General features: G+C 67.1%; 16 protein-coding genes and 1 tRNA gene. 9 read left to right on the plus strand and 8 right to left on the minus strand.

The annotated features are described in order from the left end of the window. The first annotated feature begins 349 nt into the window (after positions 1–349). Positions 350–595: a hypothetical protein gene (locus NHN26_RS15185; RefSeq protein ID WP_253090207.1), complete on the plus strand. Its 246-nt coding sequence runs from the start codon at positions 350–352 to the stop codon at positions 593–595. Here NHN26_RS15185 and NHN26_RS15190 read toward each other — a convergent pair. After that, positions 558–3242 carry an amino acid adenylation domain-containing protein gene (locus NHN26_RS15190; RefSeq protein ID WP_253090208.1) on the minus strand — a complete coding sequence of 895 codons (2685 nt, stop codon included), beginning with the start codon at positions 3240–3242 and terminating at the stop codon, positions 558–560. The two genes, NHN26_RS15185 and NHN26_RS15190, sit on opposite strands and share 38 nt — an antisense overlap. Beyond that, positions 3242–4336: a sulfotransferase family protein gene (locus tag NHN26_RS15195; protein WP_354595943.1), complete on the minus strand. Its 1095-nt coding sequence runs from the start codon at positions 4334–4336 to the stop codon at positions 3242–3244. The genes NHN26_RS15190 and NHN26_RS15195 overlap by 1 nt, the downstream gene beginning before the upstream one ends. Positions 4337–4462: 126 nt before the next feature. On the opposite strand from NHN26_RS15195, the gene NHN26_RS15200 reads away from it, so the two are divergent. Further along, positions 4463–5371, plus strand: coding sequence for a sulfotransferase (locus NHN26_RS15200; protein WP_253090210.1), 909 nt, complete (start codon positions 4463–4465; stop codon positions 5369–5371). Between the two features lie 184 nt (positions 5372–5555). Here NHN26_RS15200 and NHN26_RS15205 read toward each other — a convergent pair. From NHN26_RS15205 to NHN26_RS15215, 3 genes are all read right to left on the minus strand, one after another. Further along, positions 5556–5631 (minus strand) — tRNA-Ala (locus NHN26_RS15205). Positions 5632–5771: 140 nt separating this feature from the next. Next, positions 5772–6155 carry a hypothetical protein gene (locus NHN26_RS15210; protein WP_253090211.1) on the minus strand — a complete coding sequence of 128 codons (384 nt, stop codon included), beginning with the start codon at positions 6153–6155 and terminating at the stop codon, positions 5772–5774. Then, positions 6156–6575: a tellurite resistance TerB family protein gene (locus NHN26_RS15215; protein WP_253090212.1), complete on the minus strand. Its 420-nt coding sequence runs from the start codon at positions 6573–6575 to the stop codon at positions 6156–6158. A 115-nt stretch (positions 6576–6690) separates the two neighbouring features. Between NHN26_RS15215 and NHN26_RS15220 the strand changes: the two genes are divergently transcribed. Next, the gene (locus tag NHN26_RS15220) at positions 6691–8262 is read left to right on the plus strand and encodes a lysine--tRNA ligase (RefSeq protein WP_253090213.1); all 1572 of its coding nucleotides are present in this window, start codon (positions 6691–6693) and stop codon (positions 8260–8262) included. Positions 8263–8464: 202 nt separating this feature from the next. After that, positions 8465–9508 (plus strand): succinylglutamate desuccinylase/aspartoacylase family protein, encoded by a 1044-nt coding sequence (locus NHN26_RS15225; RefSeq protein WP_253090214.1) that lies wholly within the window; start codon positions 8465–8467, stop codon positions 9506–9508. A gap of 89 nt (positions 9509–9597) precedes the next feature. Here the strand turns inward: NHN26_RS15225 and NHN26_RS15230 are convergent, their stop codons facing one another. From NHN26_RS15230 to NHN26_RS15240, 3 genes are read right to left on the minus strand one after another with little or no spacing between them, the layout of a single operon-like run. Then, positions 9598–10947, minus strand: a complete 1350-nt coding sequence (locus NHN26_RS15230; protein WP_253090215.1) for an MATE family efflux transporter — start codon at positions 10945–10947, stop codon at positions 9598–9600. Next, positions 10940–11449, minus strand: coding sequence for a PaaI family thioesterase (locus tag NHN26_RS15235; RefSeq protein ID WP_253090216.1), 510 nt, complete (start codon positions 11447–11449; stop codon positions 10940–10942). The genes NHN26_RS15230 and NHN26_RS15235 overlap by 8 nt, the downstream gene beginning before the upstream one ends. After that, the gene (locus NHN26_RS15240) at positions 11446–11877 is read right to left on the minus strand and encodes a PaaI family thioesterase (protein WP_253090217.1); all 432 of its coding nucleotides are present in this window, start codon (positions 11875–11877) and stop codon (positions 11446–11448) included. The genes NHN26_RS15235 and NHN26_RS15240 overlap by 4 nt, the downstream gene beginning before the upstream one ends. 96 nt (positions 11878–11973) lie before the next feature. Between NHN26_RS15240 and NHN26_RS15245 the strand changes: the two genes are divergently transcribed. From NHN26_RS15245 to NHN26_RS15265, 5 genes are all read left to right on the plus strand, one after another. Then, positions 11974–13125, plus strand: coding sequence for a putative manganese transporter (locus tag NHN26_RS15245; protein ID WP_253090218.1), 1152 nt, complete (start codon positions 11974–11976; stop codon positions 13123–13125). A gap of 54 nt (positions 13126–13179) precedes the next feature. Next, a complete protein-coding gene (locus tag NHN26_RS15250; protein WP_253090219.1) occupies positions 13180–13578 on the plus strand; it encodes a MerR family transcriptional regulator in 399 nt (132 codons plus the stop codon). 122 nt (positions 13579–13700) lie between these two features. Then, positions 13701–14096 (plus strand): MerR family transcriptional regulator, encoded by a 396-nt coding sequence (locus NHN26_RS15255; RefSeq protein ID WP_253090220.1) that lies wholly within the window; start codon positions 13701–13703, stop codon positions 14094–14096. A 55-nt stretch (positions 14097–14151) separates the two neighbouring features. Then, complete coding sequence (locus tag NHN26_RS15260; RefSeq protein WP_253090221.1) at positions 14152–15930, plus strand: acyl-CoA dehydrogenase C-terminal domain-containing protein; 1779 nt, start codon at positions 14152–14154, stop codon at positions 15928–15930. 22 nt (positions 15931–15952) lie between these two features. Next, entirely contained in the window at positions 15953–16165 is a 213-nt protein-coding gene (locus NHN26_RS15265; RefSeq protein ID WP_253090222.1) for a hypothetical protein, read from the plus strand. The last annotated feature ends 113 nt before the right edge of the window (positions 16166–16278 follow it).

A 16278-nucleotide genomic window follows, 5' to 3' on the forward strand; every position in this document is an offset into this window, starting at 1 on the left:
ACCACGCCAAGTGAACTGAGAAACTCCGTCATAGTCTCCATGGAGAAACTCCACCCCTGTTAGCCAACAGAGACGGACTCGCAGAACGGAAAAATCACAGGAAGGTGGGGGCAAAACACCGTTTACGTTGATCCAAGCGGTCCCTGCGATCGAGGAACCGGAACGGCTCTCGAAACGCGTGCCCGACCGAGACCGGGCGAAGGCCGCCGTGATCGCGCGGGAGTGGAGGCGTCTCCAGCCCGTCCGCAGCTAACGCGCGGCGCTGCGTGTCTCGGACCTCGCGGCATGGAGGGAGGCCCTGCCCGACGGACTCTGGTGGTCGATCCCGCAGGAGGGCGTCGAGGATTTCGTGCGCGAGATCGAGGATCGCGAGACCGACCGAAAGGCCGTTCCGGAATGGCTGGCCGAATGGGGCCGGGATATCCGCAAGCGCCGGGCCGGGACGCTGCTGCTCTCGGCGCACCGGGCCAAGGGGCTGGAATTCGAGGATGTCGTGGTGCTCGACGGCGCGTGGGACATGCGGTCGGCGGGAGAAGACCGCGACGCGGCCCGGCGGCTCACCGCGCAAGAACCATCCGCGCCAGTTGCAGGCTGAGCTTGGTCCTGCCCTGCCCCCCATTCACATGGTTGATGTCGATGAAATCGGTCGAGTCCAGCGCGAAGGCCTCCCATGGCAGGATCTCGGCGCCGGTGCGGGCAGCGATCCGGTCCAATGCCGCAGTCAGGATCTGTCCGCGTGCGGCGTCGGGCAGTTCGTCAAGCATGGCCTTCTCGGCCGGATGCACAAAGACCACGACACGGTCGCTGACGTCGGCCAGGGCGGCCAGTCCTTGTTCCCACGCGGCCAGCCTCGTCGGGTCCAGAGGCAAGGTGCCAAGGTAGGCGGTGGCGATCACCTTGTCGCGGCTGCGTGCCCAATCGGGTTTGCGCCCGCCGGTTTCTGCGCCCGGTGCCGGAACCCAGTTGCCGCCGCGTTCGGCCGACCATCCGAATTCATCGCTCAAGGCGCCGGACTCGCGGGACCGGATGCGTCCCGAGAAATATTCCGGTCCGAAGGCGATATCACCAGGCGGTGGCGAGATGCTGACGAGCATGGGATCGAACTCCCAGATCGCGAGCGGCAACCGCACCTTCTTCTCCCGGCAGGTCTGCGCCACGAATTCCGCGATCGACGCGAGACCCGCGACATCCACCCCCGGCAACCCGGCGTTCAGAACGGGGTGGCGGTCACCCCGACTGGCCAACTCGTCGCTGAACACATCCGAGGCAAAGCCGCGAAACGTCCCCGAGGACCCGAGCGCCAGCACCGGCGCCCCCTGCTCCAGCGCGGACGGAAACCGCTCGATGAACTGCAATGCCCGGTTGGCGCGCGGGTTTCGCCCCGGATTCAGCCGGATCTTCAGCTTTCGCCAGAACCGCTTCAACCCGCCCCGGGCCGAAACGGTCGGAACGGTCAGTTCACTCACGAGGTCATCGAAGGACAGGCCGCTCAGACGCACGACATCATCCTGGTCGATATGTCGGCCCCATGACCGTTCGATCTCCAGCGTCAGGGCAACGAAACTGAGGGAATCCATCCCGGCGTCGAACAGGCTGGGCGCGCTGAGGATCCTGGCACGGTCCAGCAGCGGTGCGGCACCAAGAATGGCTTCCATCAGCAATGCAGCGGCAGGCGCAAGCGGGGGGAGATCCGACTCCACCTCACGCGCCGCGATCACCTCGGCGACGGCCTTGCGGTCTACCTTGCCGCTGGAACTGCGCGGAAACAGCGCAAGCGCGTGAATCGCGGAAGGCAGCATGTACTCCGGCAGCACTCTCTGCAGCCGCGCGGTCAGGGTATCCCGATCGAATTCGCCTTCCAAGACGGCGATGATCCCGCGGACCTCGCCGCCGCCATTCGGCCATGCCAGCGCCAGCGCGTTGCGTCCATCGGCGGCAGCGCGCAGGGCCGCTTCGATCTCGCCCAGTTCGATCCTGTAGCCACGCAGCTTGATCTGGTTGTCGGAGCGGCCCAGGAACCGCACCGCGCCATCCGGCCCGACCACGGCGCGGTCGCCGGTCCTGTAGGCCCGTGTGCCGTCGGGAAGGGTGACGAAGGCCGCCGCAGTGCGACCAGGGTCCGAGAGATAGCCGAACGCCAGCTGGCGCCCGGACAGGAAAAGCTCTCCCGGCTCGCCCGGAGCGAGGTCGGCAAGATCAGGGCCCAGCACGCGCAGATCCATTCCCGGGAATGCCCGCCCGATGGGAACGTCTGCATCCATCGCGGCAAGGTCGGTTCGGGAAACGGGATGGGACGCGCAGGCGATGGTGGCCTCGGTCGGGCCATACCAGTTTTCCAAACGGGACGCCGGAGCGGCGGCCGCCCAATCGCGGGCGAGCGCGAGCGGGAGGACCTCGCCACAGAAAAGCGAGGATTTCAGGTCCGGAAATGCACCGGGCTGCAACGCGCCCTGCAGCCGCATCTGGGCGGCCAGCGAAGGAACGGAGAACCAGTGCGTGATCCGCTTGTCCCGCACCCAGGGACCGGGCGCGCGGAGGTCGGTCTCCGACGGCACGACAAGCGTGGCGCCGCGGGTCAGGCATAGGAAGATGTCATGAACCGAGAGATCGAAAGACTGGTCGAAAGTCTGCGAGAACCGGTCGCCTTGCGCCACCGGCAAAAGGGCGGTCGCCGCCTCCAGATAGGCCTCGAGGGCCTCGGCTGGGACAAGGACACCCTTTGGTGTCCCCGTGCTGCCAGACGTGAAGAGAATGTAGGCTACCCGATCCGTTGTCACGGGCAGGACGCTTTCGGGTGGCGGGACCGTGCCGGGCAGCGCATGGTCGGCCCGCCTGTCTCCGCAATCGATGCGTGTCAGCGCAAGGTCCGGCGCCGCGCGCAAGATGGATGCGTAGCGGTCCGACGCCAGGTCCCCCACCACGATCCGGGTCGCGCCCGAGGCGCGCAGGATCGCCGCATTCCGTTCGGTCGGCTGCCTGACGCTGATCGGCACATAGGCATGGCCGCGGATCTGCGTCGCCAGGATCGCCGCATAGGACGAGGCATGGCGATGGGCCATGATCGCGGTCACCGGTTGCGCCTTGCCCGGTTCGGCTTGCGGCAGATCCCGCGCGATGGACCAGGCGACCGCGGCAATCTCGGCATAGGTCCAGACCTCGCCAGCAACGTCGAGCGCCGGATGATCCGGCGTGTCCCGGGCGTGTCTCAGGATGCGGCCCGCCGCCGCTGCGTCGAAGGTCATCAAGCCCTGTCCTGCGTGTCAGGGATGGGCGGGCAAAGGGGGACGGTCGCGGCATCCAGCGCGCGCGTCATCGACCGCTGCCCGTGCTTGTAGAATGGCCCGATCTCCTTGTTGGCAAGGCGCTCGAACATTTCGGTCAACTGGGGCCGGAAACCGGGCCAGAAACTCGGGCGACCGGGTCGGCGGGGGTAGTCGCAGGGATACCCCAACTGGTCCATCAGATCGCCGAGAAACGCCTCGGTCGAGCGAATGTCACGACGCGACAGGCTCTTGCGATACTTGCGAAAATTGCCCGTCATCAGCGGCTTGGCGATGTTTTCTCTCGCACCGATCGTCGCCGCGACGCGGCGCGCGGCATCTGACGCATGAAAATCCAGCATTGCCGGTTCGAACGCGAGGCCGAGAAAGGCGCACACGCGCTCAAGCTGCACGGACGCATCGCTCACCAGATCCTCATAGCGCACCAGGCAGACGCGTTCCGGCCCAAGCAGGGCCAGCGCGGCTAGTCCGCCCTTCTGGTCATCCCTCCAGATGGTCAGCGCCTGGCGGAGCGAGCCGAACTTGTTTCCCATCCAGCGTTTGCGCAGCGCCTTGGCGGAGGCGAGGAAATCCCGCGGGTCGCGTGTCTGAAACACATATTTCGCGTCCGGAAAGGCCGTCAGGAGGAACGGCAGCAAATGGTGAAGGTTGTTTTCCTTGACGAAAACATGCCGACCCTTTGCCTCCTCCGGCAATTCCTGCCAGAGGAAGGCGGCGATCTCGACGGGGTCGATCCTGTCACGCGCCGAAAACCACGCCTCCAGCCGGTCCGCTTCTGCCGGGTTTCGGTATTTCCGCACCCTCTCGACCGCGTGCGCGCAAAGGATCTTCCAGGCCGGCCCTGTCACGCCGCCAGCAAGGGTTCGCGGCAGGTTCAGAAGAATGTCCCGGCCAAGGTGGTAGGGAGGGTGCGAATAGATCCCGGAATGGGCCCCCATCATGGCACTGATCAGGTTCGATCCGGATCGCTCGGAACAGATCAGGAAAATCGGGGGCGGACAGGTTTGAAGCGCAGGGTTCACGATTGTCTTTTCCACTCCGGCCCCGGTCCGCACCGTCCCAGGCCAGCGGGATCGGGCGGCGCCACGAGACCTGTCAAGGTTTCGAGTGTGGTTGAACTTTGTCCGCCATGCTAACGAACAGGCGACGGACGATCCCCTATCGTAGAGGCAAGGAACAGGATGGCGAAGGTGGTGGCGATCTCGGGTTCAGGCCGGTCCGGAAGCACGCTGCTTGGCATCATCCTATCGCAGCCAGAGGGCGTCTTCAATCTGGGCCAGATGCGCGACCTGTGGAGCGCGTGGAGCGTCGATGCGCCCTGCTCCTGCGGCCGCACCCTCAAGACCTGTTCCATCTACGGCGACCTGGTGCCGCGGGTGCTGGACGCGGCGGGTTTTGCCGATGCCATGGCGGTGCACAAGGCGCAATCATCCTTTCGCAAGGCCGCCGAACGGTCGGCGGACTGGTCCGATCCGACTGCCCGGCGCTCGCTTGCCGAGGCGCACAGCCGATTCCTGTCCGCCCTGCAGCTTCTTCTTCAAGGCATCACCGAAAGGACCGGGGCGACATTGTTCGTCGACAGTTCGAAATCGCCCGAGATCGCGCTCGCCTTCGACCTGATGCGGGACGTCGACCTCTATGTGATCAATCTGCTCCGGGATCCGAGGGCCGTGGCTTGCAGCTGGTTCAGGAAGAAGCCGGATCATTTCGCGGTCCTCCGAAACATGCGGACCTGGGCGGCCCGACAGACTCGACTTTCCGACTGGGGCGCTGCGCAACCGGGCCGTTTCCTGTCCCTGCGCTACGAGGAATACGCCGCCAGGCCGCGCGAGACCCTGGTCGCCGTGGCAGACGTCACCGGCCTTGGCCGCATAGACTCCCTGTTCGAGGACGAGGCGCGGATCATGCTGTCCTGGCAGTCCCAACACCTCTTCCCGCCCGCGAACGAAACGGTTCTGGCAGAGCGGAAGCACGATGTGGTCATACGCCCCGCCGAGACGTGGAAGGCCCCCGAGAACCGATGGCTGCATCGCATTGCCCGGGTCGGAACCTGGCCGATCGGCCACCGGCTCTACCCTGATCCTGCGTGAGCCACTGTCAGGCGAGCTTGGGGGAAATCCGCGCGATGGTCGCAGACAGAGATCCGAGACGGAAGACCCGGGTATCTCCGGGCATCTTCCCGAGGCGCCCCCCGAAAAGCCTCAGCGCAACACCTTTGTGGAAAATACCTTCATTTCCAGAAGGTTACTTATCTCGAACAGTGAAAATGAGGGTTGGTGGAGCCAAGGGGGATCGAACCCCTGACCTCTTGCATGCCATGCAAGCGCTCTCCCAGCTGAGCTATGGCCCCGACCTGGATGCGGCCCGGTTGCGCCGCGTGCGTCTCTCTAGGGAAGTGGGGGGGGGAGATCAAGCGAAAAAATGCGCATGGTGGCGGTTGTCGTTACGCCGGTGCCGGCGGGGACGACATCCCGGGCGATGCGCGACCTGCTAGAGCCCCTCGGGGCGCGGGATCAGGGCGCCCGCGACCCAGTCGGCCTGGTTGTGGAACAGCCGGATGGTCTCCATCTCGGCCGGGCTGCACCCCAGCAGCAGCTTCAACTCGCCATCCCGCCGCGTCAGGTCGAGCGAGGCCAGAACGCCCCCGACCCGCGCCCGGTCACCCGACCCGCACCAGACATCCACCCCGCCGCCGTCGATGGCGGTGGTGCCGTCGAGATAACCGTAATCGAACGGGTAGAGGATCTGGGGAAAGCGGGGATGGGCGCTGCCGCGGGGGCGGTCGATCACCACCCGCGACGCGGCCACGAAGCGGTCGGCGAAGGGCCAGAACCGCTCGGGCCGGTCGAGCGCGAACCCGTCGGCTGCGCCCATCTAGAGAACCATGTGGCGCGCCCGGGCGGCGCGTTCGATGGCCGCCCCGGCCAGCCGGTCGATATTCAACTCGTAGCGGATTTCGGCGAGCAGCCGCAATTCCTCCTCGCCGAGCCTGCCATCGGCCGCGGCCACGTCACAGGCCAGAACATAGGCGGTTTCGTGCAGCTTCTCGGGCAGCGCCTCGCGCACGAGGCCGAACAGGGCATCCAGCCCCTCGTATTCCTCGAACAGGTCGAACACGGTCTGCGCCACCACCGCGCTGCGGTCCACGTCATAATCGGCGAAGATCGGCAGGTGGTTCACCATGCGTTCGATGGTCACCAGTTCGGCGGTTCGGATATTCTCGTCCGAGGCGGAGACCGCCACCATGATCGCGATCAGCGCATCCTGGGCGGTCATGGGCGTTTCGGGGCGCATGGGGGTCTCTCCTCGGGGGATGTCGCGGTGCAGAATATTGACGCGGGGCCGGACGGGCAATAGGACACGGGGCTTGCCGGGCACGGGGTCCGGCCCTTCAGGAAGGCAACGAAAGATGTCCGAACTGCGCGACGCCGCGATGAGCGCGAAAGCCTGGCCCTTCGAAGAGGCCCGTCGGCTGGTCAAGCGCTACGAGAAGGCGCCGCCGAAGAAGGGATATGTGCTGTTCGAGACGGGCTATGGCCCCTCCGGCCTGCCCCATATCGGCACCTTCGGCGAGGTGCTGCGCACCACGATGATCCGCCGCGCCTTCGAGGCGATCAGCGACATCCCGACGCGGCTGATCTGTTTCTCGGACGATCTGGACGGGATGCGCAAGGTTCCCGGCAACGTGCCGCACCAGGAGATGCTGCGCGAGCATCTGCAACGGCCGCTGACATCCGTGCCCGATCCGTTCGGCGAGTTCGAAAGCTTCGGGCATCACAACAACGCGATGCTGCGGCGGTTCCTGGATACGTTCGGGTTCGAGTACGAGTTCTATTCCGCGACCGAGTTCTACAAGACCGGCCGGTTCGACGACACGCTGCGGCTGGCGGCCGAACGCTATGACGACCTGATGGCGGTCATGCTGAAATCGCTGCGCGAGGAACGCCAGCAGACCTATTCGGTCTTCCTGCCGATCCATCCCGAAACCGGCCGCGTGCTCTATGTTCCGCTCAAGAATGTCGACGCGGTGAACCATACGATCACCTTCGACGACGAGGACGGGCGGGAATGGACGCTTCCGGTGACCGGCGGCAACGTCAAGCTGCAATGGAAGCCCGATTTCGGCGCCCGCTGGGCCGCGCTCGATGTCGATTTCGAGATGTATGGCAAGGACCATTCCACCAACACGCCGATCTATGACCGCATCTGCGAGATCCTGGGCGGCCGCAAGCCCGAGCATTTCACCTATGAGCTGTTCCTTGACGAGAATGGCGAGAAGATTTCCAAGTCGAAGGGCAACGGGCTGACCATCGACGAGTGGCTGAGCTATGCCGCGACCGAGAGCCTGTCCTATTTCATGTACCAGAAGCCCAAGACGGCAAAGCGGCTGTGGTGGGACGTGATCCCCAAGGCGGTGGACGAGTATCACCAGCAATTGCGCGCCTTCCCCGACCAGGAACTGAAGGCGCAACTGGAAAACCCGGTCTGGCATATCCACAATGGCGCGCCGCCCGAAAGCCGGATGGTCGTGCCCTTCGCGATGCTGCTGAACCTGGCCTCGGTCGCAGGCGCCGAGGACAAGGCGGGGCTGTGGGGCTTCATCCGCCGCTACGCGCCCGAGGCCAGCCCCGAGACCCATCCCGATCTCGACGCCGCGGCGGGGTTCGCGGTGCGCTATTTCCGCGATTTCGTCGCCCCGACACGGGAATTCCGCGCCCCCGACGCGCAGGAGCGCGCCGCGATGGAGGATCTGGTGGCAAGGCTCAGGGGCTGGCAGGGCGGGCTTGATGCCGAAGAGCTGCAAAGCCTGGTCTTCGCCGTCGGCCGCGAGCACGGCTTCGAGAACCTGCGCGACTGGTTCAAGGCGCTTTACGAGGTGATCCTGGGCGCCAGCCAGGGCCCCCGCTTCGGCGGCTTCATCGCGCTTTACGGCGTGGACGAGACCGTGCGGCTGATCGAGGACGCGCTGGCATGCGGGTAAGGGGGGGGGCGCTGCCCCCCGTCCTTGCGGACTCCCCCCGGGATATTTGCGGCCAGAAGAAGGACAGCCGACTGGTCCTTGCAAGCATGCCCCGGGAATCGCAATCGGCCGGCGCGACAATGGCGAGGGGGCGGCGGCCTCTTGCCAGAATTCCCCGTCGCGCGTAACGCATGGGAATGCACGGTTCCGGACCCCCTGCCCCATGACCCCGCGCCCGGGCTTTGCGCTCGGCGATGCGCTGGTGCCTGCGGGCACGCGGCGGACGGTCGATCTGCCGGTTTCGGTCCTGTCGGATCACACGCCGGTCACCATGTCCGCCCATGTGATCCATGGCCGCCGTCCGGGGCCGGTGGTCTTCGTGACCGCGGGCATCCATGGCGACGAGGTGATCGGGGTCGAGATCGTGCGCCGACTGCTGAGCCTGCCCGCGCTGTCGGCGCTGGCGGGCACGCTGATCGCCATTCCCATCGTGAACGCCTTCGGCTTTCTGAACCTGTCGCGCTACCTGCCCGACCGGCGCGATCTGAACCGCTGCTTTCCCGGCTCGGCCGGGGGGTCGATGGCCGGGCGGCTGGCGGATCTGCTGACCCGCGAGGTCGTGGCGCGGGCCGATCTGGGGATCGACCTGCATTCGGCGGCGGTGCACCGTACCAACCTGCCCCAGATTCGGGTGGCGCCGGGCGATGACGAGTTGTTGCGCCTTGCCGCGGTCTTTGCCGCGCCCGTGGTGTTGCCGTCGGCCTTGCGTGAGGGCTCGCTCCGGCAGACCGCGCGGGAGATGGGCGTGGACATGCTGCTTTACGAGGCGGGCGAAGGGTTGCGCTTTGACGAGACCGCGGTGCGGGCCGGGGTCGCGGGCATCCTGCGGGTGCTGCATGACCGGGGCATGATCGGCGGACGGGGCGTGCCGCGGGCGCGCCGCGCGCCGCTTGTGTGCCGCGCCTCGCGCTGGCTGCGCGCGCCGCAGGGGGGGCTGTTGCGCAGCTACCGCTCGGAGGGGGACGTGGTGGAGCGGGGCGATTTGCTGGCGGTGGTCTCGGATCCGTTCGGCGAGGTCGAGGCCGAGATCCGCGCCCCCGAGCATGGCATCATCCTGGGCCGCGCGGTGCTGCCGGTGGTCAACGAGGGCAATGCCGTGTTCCATCTGGCCACCATCGCCCCCGAGGCGCAGGCGGGCGAGCGGATCGGGGCCTGGAATGCGGGACTGGAGGCCGAGCGGCTGTTCGACGAGGACGAGATCCTCTAGCCCCCCGCCCCGTCCTTCTTCTGGCCGCAAATATCCCGGGGGGAGTCCGAAGGACGGGGGGCAGCGCCACCCCGCCGCGGCCCGGGGGCCTAGCGTGCCGGGCGGTCCGCCGCGGCCTCCAGCGCCGGGTAGCGCAGCCCCAGCGTCACCGCGCGCGCCACGAAGGAGATCAGCAGCGCCATCCAGAGCCCGTGATTGCCGCAGGCCGGGACCAGCGCCAGCGCCGCGACAGCATAGACCGCCGCCGCCACGGCCATCATGTTGCGCATGTCGCGCGTCCGCGTCGCGCCGATGAAGATGCCGTCCAGCATGTAGGAGGCCAGCCCGAAGACCGGCGCGGCCACCATCCAGGGCAGGTAATCGCGTGCCGCGGCGCGCACCTCCGCCGATGTGGTCATCAGGTCGATGATCGCCCCGCCGAACAGCGCGAAGGCAGCCGCCAGCCCGATTACCGTCACCACGCCCCAGAGGCTCGTCATCAGCGCGGCCCGGCGCAGTGTGGCGCGGGCGCGCGCGCCCATCGCCTGGCCCACCAGCGCCTCGGCCGCAAAGGCGAAACCGTCCAGCGCATAGGCGGTGATTTCCAGGAATTGCAGCAGCACCTGATTGGCCGCCAGCGGCACATCCCCGAAACCCGCCGCGACGAACAGGAACGAGACGAAGATCGCCTGAAGCAGCAGCGACCGGATCAGGATGTCGGTATTGACGGCGGCCATGTGGCGCAGGCGCGCGGGCTCGAACACGCGCGCGCTCTCGCGCCAGGCCGCGCTGCGGAACGCGCCACGGCACAGCCACAGCCCCAGCCCGGCCCCGGTCCATTCCGCGAGGAAGGTGGCGACCGCTACCCCCTGCACGCCCCAGCCCAGCCCGAGCACGAACCAGAAATCGAGGAGGATGTTGACCGAGTTCATCCATAATTGCATAATCAGCACCGCCCGCGTGCGGCCCTGCGCGATCAGCCAGCCGGTGATGCCGAACAGCCCGATGGCAGCGGGGGCCGACCAGATGCGGATCGCCATGTAGTCGCGGGCCAGCGCCTCGACCTCGGCGCTGGCGGGCGCGATCCGGAACGCCCCGGCGAACAGGGGCCATTGAAGCGCGATCAGCACCAGCCCCGCCGCCCCCCCAATCAGCAGCGCGCGCGACAGCATCGCGTCGACCTCGCCCCGGTCGCCCGCGCCCCAGGCCTGGGCGGTCAGCCCGGTGGTGCCCATCCGCAGGAAGCCGAACACCCAGTAGATCGCGGCCAGGATGATCGCGCCGATGCCGACCCCGCCGATGGGGGCGGCCTCGCCCATCTGGCCGACGACGCCGGTATCGACCGCGCCCAGGATCGGCACGGTGGCATTCGACAGCACGATGGGCAGGGCGATGGCCAGGACCCGGCGGTGGGTCAGCGGGGGCGGCGCAGGCGCGGCCCCGGCGGCGCTGTCAGCCATTGCGGGGCGGCATCAGGAAATGGCCGGTGGCCTGCGCGTAAAGCCGGGCGCGGTTGTCCTGCCAGGCCTCGACATGGACCGAGGCATAGCGCCGGCCCGAGCGGTTGACCCGCGCCCGCGCATAGGCGTCGCGCGGCAGGCCGGTGCGCAGGTAATCCACGGTGAAGTCGATGGTCTTGGGCAGCCTCGGCAGCGTTTCGGGCGTCAGCGCAAGGGGATCGAGCGTGCCCGATTCCATGTCCTCCCAGATGATCGCCCAGCTCAGCCCGATGATGGCGGTCACTTCCAGGAAGGCCGCTGTCACGCCGCCATGCAGGGCGGGCAGCATCGGGTTGCCGATCAGCTTGTCGTCGAAGGGCAGAAGCGCGGTCAGTTCGTCGCCGCGGCGCTCGAACTCGATGCCGAGGAAGTTGATATAGGGCACGCCATGGACCAGCGCGGACAGCGCCGCGTCGCGCCGCTGCTTGATGACCTGGACGGGTTCGGGGGCTTTGCGGCTCATGGCGTGCCCCCGCGTTCGACGGTGAAGGCGCCCGAGGCGGTGGCGACCGGGTTCTCGCGGTCCTCGTCGGTGGCGATGGCGCGCACGAAGGCGACCGAGCGGGTGACATGGTAGCATTCGGCCCGCGCGGTGATCCGCTGGCCGGGGGCGGCGGCGCGCATGTAGTCGATGCGCAGGTCGATGGTGGCGGTGCCCGCGGGGGCGTCCTTGTGGCTCATCACCGCCGCGCCGCCGCAGGTGTCCAGCAGCGCCGAGACCGCGCCGCCATGGATCACGCCGCTTTGCGGATCGCCGATCAGGCGGGGGTCATAGGGCATCGAGATCTCGGCCACGCCGTCGCCGATTTCATCCACGCGCATGTTCAGCGCACGCGAATGCGGGATCATCTCGATGAATTGCCGCGCGATCCGGGCCTTGTCCTCGTTCATCGGCCTCTCCCTTTCCGGCCGATTTATTGGCCCTTGCCAAGCCCCCCGCAAGTGCTAAGTTCTGCAATTGAGAACCATTCGCAGTCAAGGGCAGACATGGCAACCGGAACCATCCATGACGGCACGGGTCTTGCGCGGCTCGGCACGGCTTTGCCGGGCGGGTTCCGCCCCCGGCGGCTGGGGGTGGCGCTGGTGCTTCTGGCGCTGGCGGTGGCACCGGGCGAGCTGGGGCGGCTGACCCGCGAATTGATGACCGATGCCTATGTGCAGGTCAGCGTCTTCGTGGCGGCAACGCTCCTGCTGTTCTACGGTTCCGAACGGCTGTTCCGCTTCGACCTGGGCGATGCGCTGCGCAACGCGCGCGGCTGGCAGGTACCGCTGGCCGCCCTGCTGGGCGCGACGCCCGGTTGCGGCGGCGCGGTGATCGTGGTGGCGGCCTATACCTCGGGCAATGCGCGGATGGGCGCGGTCGTGGCGGCGCTGACCGCGACGATGGGCGATGCGGCCTTCCTGCTGCTGGCGACACGGCCCGATGCGGCGGCGGTGATCCTGCCGCTGTCGATGGCCGTGGGCATCCTGACCGGCTGGCTCGTCGACCGGTTCGACCGGTCACACCTGCCCCGTCTGCAAGGCGCCTCTTGCGAGCTGGCCCCGCGGATCGGACGGCTCAGGCCGCGCGATGTGGCCTATCTGCTGCCCGCCCTACCCGGCCTTGCCGTGGGCATCGCCCAGCTTGCCCAGATCGAGATTGCAGCGGTGTTCGGCCTGCCCGTCACCGCCATCGCCCTGACCGGCACGGCGCTGGGGCTGTTCATCTGGGCCAGTTCGCCCGTCACCGCGATGACCAATGCCGGGGACGCGCCGCTGACCCGGATGGCCGAGGAGACCAGCTTCATCTCGGTCTGGGTGATCGGCGCCTATCTGGCCTATGATTATGCCGCCAGTTTCGCCGGGCTGGACATCGCCGCCTGGTTCCAGACCGTCGCGCCGCTGTTGCCGCTGATCGCGGTGGTTGTGGGCTTCGTGCCGGGATGCGGGCCGCAGGTGCTGGTGACGATGCTCTATGTCAACGGCGCCCTGCCCTTTGCCGCGCTGATCGGCAACGCGATCTCGAACGATGGCGACGCGCTGTTTCCCGCCATCGCGATCAACCCGCGCGCCGCGATCCTGGCCACCGCCTATTCCGCGGTCCCGGCGCTTCTGGTCGCCTATGGCTTCCACCTTTTCGCACCCGGTTTCATGAACTAGAGTGGCCAGCGGGGCGCGGAGTCCTTTCGAGGACAGGAAAAAGCGGAAGGGCCGATGTCCGACGACCGTCTGTCGTTCAAGGAGATGTGCGCGAAGTTCGACGTGACGCCGCGCACCCTGCGTTACTACGAATATATCGAGCTTCTGAGCCCCGAGAAGGAAGGCCGCGCACGCTTCTACACGCCCCGCGAGGTGGCGCGGATGACGCTGATCCTGCGCGGGCGGCGCTTCGGCTTCAGCCTCGAGGAAATCCGCCAATGGCTGCTGATCTACGACGAGAAAGGCAGCCGGGCACAGCTTGAACGCACCGTCGAACTGGCCGACCGCCAACTCGTGGAGCTGAATGCGCAGCGCGAGGATCTGGAGCGGTCGATCGCCGAGCTAAAGGCGCTTCACGACGAGGTTTCGGCCATTCTCGCGCGGCAGGACAGCGCGGCCGGTCACGACGGCTAGCCGAAGTCAACCGGGCGCCGTGACGCAGCGTTACGCTCACGTCAAGGTCCATCCGGGTTGCCAGCCGGACCCTCACCCGCCATCTCGGCACCAGGGAAGGGCCAACGATCAGAAGACGGAACATGACCGACGATCTGCTTTCGATCCGCCAGATGTGCGAGGCTTACTCGGTAACGCCGCGCACCCTGCGTTTTTACGAATCCATTGATCTGCTGAACCCGATCCGCGAGGGTCAGCGCCGCCTTTATACCCGCCGCGACCGCGGCCGGCTGACGCTGATCCTGCGCGGCAAGCGCTTCGGTTTCAGCCTCGAACAGATCCGCCAGCTTCTGGCGCTTTACGACGAGGAGCAGGGCCATGAGGCCCAGCACCGCGAAGCCTATGCAATCGGGCGCGAACGGCTGGCCGACATGCAGCGCCAGCGCGCCGAACTGGACGAGGCCATCGCCGAACTGCAACACCAGCTTGCCCTGTGCGAAGAAAAGCTGGCCGAGTTCGAGAGGGAAGCACGCCGCTAGGCGCATCACCGGACAGGTCCGCCCCGCAGAAGGGCGGCGTTCAAGGGAGAGACAGATGCCGACCTATACCCCGCCGACCGACGAGATGCAGTTCCTGCTGCATGACGTCCTCGACATCCGCAATTCCGGGATTCCCGGCTATGACGAGCTCGACCGCGACTTCACCGGCGCCATCCTGGGCGAGGCGGGCAGGATCGCGGCCGAGGTGCTGGCGCCCCTGAACGCCACGGGCGACGCCGAGGGCTGCACGCTGGACAACGGCGCGGTGCGCACGCCCGCGGGCTTTCGCGACGCGTATGGCCAGATCGCCGCGGGCGGCTGGATCGGGCTGGATGCCGACCCGGCCTATGGCGGGCAGGGGATGCCCTATCTGCTGAACACCGCGGTCGGCGAGATGTTCGTCTCGGCCAACATGGCGATGAACATGTATTGGGGCCTGACCCATGGCGCGATGTCGGCGATCCATGTGCATGGCTCCGAGGCGCAGAAGGCGCTCTACCTGCCGAAGATGATCGAAGGGATCTGGTCGGGCACGATGAACCTGACCGAACCCCAATGCGGCACCGATCTGGGCCTGATCAGGACCCGTGCCGAGCCGCAGCCGGACGGCACTTACAAGATCACCGGCACCAAGATCTGGATCTCGGCAGGCGAGCATGACCTGACCGAGAACATCATCCATCTGGTGCTGGCGAAAATCCCCGGCGGACCCGCTGGCACCAAGGGCATCTCGCTGTTCATCGTGCCGAAATTCCTGCCCGATGCCGAGGGCAATCCCGGCGCGCGCAACGCGCTGGAATGCGTCGGGCTGGAACACAAGATGGGCATTCACGCCAACGCCACCTGCGTGATGAACTACGAGGGCGCGACCGGCTTCCTCGTGGGCGAGGAACACAAGGGCATGCGGGCGATGTTCACCATGATGAACGAGGCCCGCCTGGGCGTCGGGCTTCAGGGCTATGCGCAAGGCGTCGTGGCCTATCAGAACGCGCTGGCCTGGGCCAGGGAACGGCTTCAGGGCCGCGCGCTGGGGGCGCCTGCCAACCCGGACGGACCGGCCGACCCGATCATGGTCCACCCCGATGTGCGCCGCAACCTGATGCACCAGAAAAGCCTTGTCGAAGGGGCGCGGGCCTTCACCTTCTGGGGGGCGCAGCTGATCGACCGGGCGCACCGCGGCCACGACGACAGGGCCGAGGCGCTGATCTCGCTGCTGACCCCGGTCATCAAGGGCTTCCTGACCGACAAGGGGTTCGAAACCACGGTTCTGGCGCAGCAGACGCTGGGCGGCACCGGGTTCACCCGCGCCGCGGGGCTGGAACAATTCGTGCGCGATGCGCGGATCACCATGATCTACGAAGGCACCAACGGCATCCAGTCGCTGGATCTGGTGGGCCGCAAGCTGCCGCAGAATGGCGGCCGCGCGATGCGCGATTTCTTCGAGATCGTGAAAGGCTTCGTCCGCGAGAACGAGGGCGATGTCGACCTGAAAGCGGGCTTTCTCGACCCGCTCAAGGCGGCGTCGAAGGATCTTCAGGCGGCGACGGTCTATTTCGTCGAACAGGGGATGAAGAATCCTGCCGACGCGCTGGCGGGCAGCTATGATTTCATGCACCTGTTCGGCCATGTCTGCCTGGGCCTGATGTGGGCGCGGATCGCGCGCGCCGCGCATGCGGGGCTGGCATCGGGCAGGGGCGATGCGGCCTTCCTGTCGGCCAGGATCGCGACCGGGCGCTATTACATGGCCCGCCACCTGCCCGCGACGGGGTTGCATCTGGCGCGCATCACCTCGGGCGCCGAAACGGTGATGGCGCTGGACCCCGACGCCTTCTAGTCGCCTGAAAGCGAGGATTGCGATGCCCAGACGCCTGCGCCTGACCCGCCGCTTTCAGGTTGCCATGTCCGAAGACGCCTATCGTCGGCTGCGCCGCTTTGCCAACGATGCCGGCCTCGACGAAGGCGAGGCGCTGTCCTTCCTGTTCGAGAATTTCGACAGCGTGACGGATGCCGAGGTGCTGCCCCACCGGCTGCGGCTGTTCAATGCCGAGCTTGAGGAGCGCAAGCGATGAACCCCGGACGTCGCGCAGGATGGCGCGGGCAGCGCAATGGGTATTTTCGCCAAGAAGAAGACAGGGCGGCTTCCCCCCGCCCGAACGGCACCCCCGGTCGATACCGGGGTGGA

Origin of the sequence: Rhodovulum tesquicola (genome assembly GCF_024128855.1) — a bacterium.
Lineage (GTDB): Bacteria > Pseudomonadota > Alphaproteobacteria > Rhodobacterales > Rhodobacteraceae > Rhodovulum > Rhodovulum tesquicola.

Excerpts from the sequence above, each read along its gene's own strand:
- NHN26_RS15250 (WP_253090219.1), top strand. The coding sequence starts at position 13,180 with ATGTCCGACGACCGTCTGTCGTTCAAGGAGATGTGCGCGAAGTTCGAC.
- NHN26_RS15190 (WP_253090208.1), bottom strand. The coding sequence starts at position 3,242 with ATGACCTTCGACGCAGCGGCGGCGGGCCGCATCCTGAGACACGCCCGG.
- NHN26_RS15255 (WP_253090220.1), top strand. The coding sequence starts at position 13,701 with ATGACCGACGATCTGCTTTCGATCCGCCAGATGTGCGAGGCTTACTCG.
- NHN26_RS15230 (WP_253090215.1), bottom strand. The coding sequence starts at position 10,947 with ATGGCTGACAGCGCCGCCGGGGCCGCGCCTGCGCCGCCCCCGCTGACC.
- NHN26_RS15215 (WP_253090212.1), bottom strand. The coding sequence starts at position 6,575 with ATGCGCCCCGAAACGCCCATGACCGCCCAGGATGCGCTGATCGCGATC.
- NHN26_RS15265 (WP_253090222.1), top strand. The coding sequence starts at position 15,953 with ATGCCCAGACGCCTGCGCCTGACCCGCCGCTTTCAGGTTGCCATGTCC.
- NHN26_RS15240 (WP_253090217.1), bottom strand. The coding sequence starts at position 11,877 with ATGAACGAGGACAAGGCCCGGATCGCGCGGCAATTCATCGAGATGATC.
- NHN26_RS15220 (WP_253090213.1), top strand. The coding sequence starts at position 6,691 with ATGTCCGAACTGCGCGACGCCGCGATGAGCGCGAAAGCCTGGCCCTTC.
- NHN26_RS15245 (WP_253090218.1), top strand. The coding sequence starts at position 11,974 with ATGGCAACCGGAACCATCCATGACGGCACGGGTCTTGCGCGGCTCGGC.
- NHN26_RS15210 (WP_253090211.1), bottom strand. The coding sequence starts at position 6,155 with ATGGGCGCAGCCGACGGGTTCGCGCTCGACCGGCCCGAGCGGTTCTGG.
- NHN26_RS15235 (WP_253090216.1), bottom strand. The coding sequence starts at position 11,449 with ATGAGCCGCAAAGCCCCCGAACCCGTCCAGGTCATCAAGCAGCGGCGC.
- NHN26_RS15260 (WP_253090221.1), top strand. The coding sequence starts at position 14,152 with ATGCCGACCTATACCCCGCCGACCGACGAGATGCAGTTCCTGCTGCAT.
- NHN26_RS15225 (WP_253090214.1), top strand. The coding sequence starts at position 8,465 with ATGACCCCGCGCCCGGGCTTTGCGCTCGGCGATGCGCTGGTGCCTGCG.
- NHN26_RS15200 (WP_253090210.1), top strand. The coding sequence starts at position 4,463 with ATGGCGAAGGTGGTGGCGATCTCGGGTTCAGGCCGGTCCGGAAGCACG.